General features: G+C 63.3%; 6 protein-coding genes. All 6 read left to right on the forward strand.

Going from position 1 to position 2,225, the window contains the following annotated elements; genetic code table 11:
• Positions 1–234: preprotein translocase subunit SecY (locus tag AB1346_05035; GenBank protein MEW6719793.1), on the forward strand; the 234-nt coding region annotated here is incomplete at its 5' end.
• A gap of 4 nt (positions 235–238) precedes the next feature.
• A complete protein-coding gene (locus AB1346_05040) occupies positions 239–883 on the forward strand; it encodes an adenylate kinase (protein MEW6719794.1) in 645 nt (214 codons plus the stop codon).
• Positions 884–886: 3 nt separating this feature from the next.
• The gene (gene map, locus AB1346_05045) at positions 887–1,636 is read left to right on the forward strand and encodes a type I methionyl aminopeptidase (protein ID MEW6719795.1); all 750 of its coding nucleotides are present in this window, start codon (positions 887–889) and stop codon (positions 1,634–1,636) included.
• 36 nt (positions 1,637–1,672) lie between these two features.
• The gene (gene infA / locus AB1346_05050) at positions 1,673–1,891 is read left to right on the forward strand and encodes a translation initiation factor IF-1 (protein ID MEW6719796.1); all 219 of its coding nucleotides are present in this window, start codon (positions 1,673–1,675) and stop codon (positions 1,889–1,891) included.
• A gap of 13 nt (positions 1,892–1,904) precedes the next feature.
• Positions 1,905–2,018 (forward strand): 50S ribosomal protein L36, encoded by a 114-nt coding sequence (gene rpmJ, locus AB1346_05055; GenBank protein MEW6719797.1) that lies wholly within the window; start codon positions 1,905–1,907, stop codon positions 2,016–2,018.
• 11 nt (positions 2,019–2,029) lie between these two features.
• The coding region (gene rpsM, locus AB1346_05060) for a 30S ribosomal protein S13 (protein MEW6719798.1) at positions 2,030–2,225 on the forward strand (196 nt) is incomplete at its 3' end.

Below are 2,225 nucleotides of genomic sequence, written 5' to 3' on the forward strand. Positions count from 1 at the left end.
GACAAGATCCTGACCCGGATCACCCTCGGAGGGGCGCTCTACGTCTCCGTGATCTGCGTTTTGCCCAGCATCCTCATCTCGCGGTTCAACGTCCCCTTCTATTTCGGCGGAACGGGGCTCCTGATCGTCGTCGGCGTGGCGATGGACACGATCCAGCAGATCGAGTCGCACCTGATCACCCGCCATTACGAAGGGTTCCTCAAGAAGGGAAAGATCAAGGGGAGGAGAGGGTAGGACGATGACGGGGATCATCCTGCTGGGCCCCCCGGGCGCGGGGAAGGGGACCCAGGCGAAGAAGATCACGGAGGCCTTCTCCATCCCGCAGATCTCCACCGGGGACATGCTGCGCGAAGCCGTGAAAAACGGCACGGAGCTGGGGCGGAAGGCGAAGGCCTTCATGGACGCGGGCGGGCTGGTCCCCGACGAAGTCGTCATCGGCATCGTGAAGGAGCGCCTCGCCAAGGACGACTGCGCGGGCGGGTTCATCCTCGACGGCTTCCCCCGCACGATCCCCCAGGCGGAGGCGCTGGACCGGGTGGCGAAGGAGCTGGGGAAGGAGATCCGGTTCGTCCTGTCGCTCGAGGTCGATCCCGAGGAGCTGATGGAGCGACTCTGCGGGCGGCGCACCTGCACCGGTTGCGGCGCGATGTTCCACGTGAAGTTCCACCTCCCGAAGCGGGAGGGGAAGTGCGACAAGTGCGGGGCGGAGCTCGTACAGCGCGACGACGACAGGGAAGAGACCATCCGGAAGCGGCTCGACAACTACAACCGGTCGACCGCGCCGCTGCTCGACTATTACAGGGGCACCGGGAAGATCCGGTCGGTCATGGCATCCGGGGAAATTGACGCCATCTACGACAAGATCGTCAAGATCCTCCGGTAAGGGATGATCCTGATCAAGTCGCCTCAGGAGATCGAGGCGATGCGGCGCGCGGGCGCCGTCGTAGGGCGGTTCTTTGAAGAAGTGAAGCCGCTGATCCTTCCCGGGGTCACGACCTGGGAGCTCGAGGAGTTCGCGGACCGGTACATCCGGCGGTGCGGAGTCCGGAGCGCCTTCAAGGGCTACCACGGCTACCCCGCGCACCTCTGCGCCTCCCTGAACAACGTGGTGGTGCACGGGATCCCGTCGAAGGAGTGCGTGGTCCGGGAGGGCGACATCCTCAGCGTCGATTTCGGGGTGGTCCTCGACGGCTATTACGGCGACGCGGCGAAGACCTTCGCGGTGGGGGAGATCGACGCCGAGTCGCGGCGGCTCCTCGAGACCACGGAAAGGTCGCTGTTCGCAGGAATCGGAGCCGCGCGGTCAGGGAACCGGCTGGGCGACATCTCCGAGGCGGTGCAGTCGGTCGTGGAGAAGGCGGGGTTCTCCGTCGTCCGGGAATTCGTGGGCCACGGGATCGGGCAGTCGATGCACGAGGAACCCCAGGTGCCGAATTTCGGCAGCCGCGGCACCGGGCCCCGGCTGCACCCGGGGATGACGCTGGCGATCGAGCCCATGGTCAACGCGGGCGACTGGCCGGTGAAGGTGCTGACGGACGGGTGGACGGTGGTCACCCGGGACAACACCCGGTCGGCGCATTTCGAGCACACGATCGCCGTAACGGAGAAGGAACCGGAAATATTAAGCGTTCCGTGAAATAATGCGGACAAATATTCTATAAAAAAGGAATATATGCCAAAGGAAGAAGCGATAGAGATCGAAGGCACCGTGATCGAGCCCCTTCCGAACGCAATGTTCCGGGTGGAACTCGACAACAAGATGAAGGTGCTCGCCCACATATCGGGGAAGATGCGGATGCACTTCATCAAGATCCTGCCGGGGGACCGGGTCACCGTCCAGTTGACCCCGTACGACCTGACCCGCGGGCGGATTATTTATCGTTCGAAGTGAAAAGGGGAAGAAGATGAAAGTCAGGCCATCGGTGCGGAAATTCTGCGCCAAGTGCAAAGTCGTCCGGCGGAAGGGCGTCGTTCGGATCATCTGCGAAAACCCGAAGCACAAGCAGCGCCAGGGATAAGGAGGAGACGCTTGGCACGTATAGCGGGAGTGGACATTCCCAAGAACAAGAAGATCGGGACGGCCTTGACGTACATCTACGGGATCGGCCCGACCGCCGCGCTGAAGATCCTCGAGGAGGCGCGCGTGTCCCCCGATCTCCGGACGAACACGCTGACCGAGGACCAGGTGGCGCGGATCCGCGACGTCATCGACGCAAATTTCCGCG

This window comes from Thermodesulfobacteriota bacterium (assembly GCA_040758155.1).
In the GTDB taxonomy this organism is placed as follows: Bacteria; Desulfobacterota; Deferrimicrobia; order Deferrimicrobiales; family Deferrimicrobiaceae; genus UBA2219.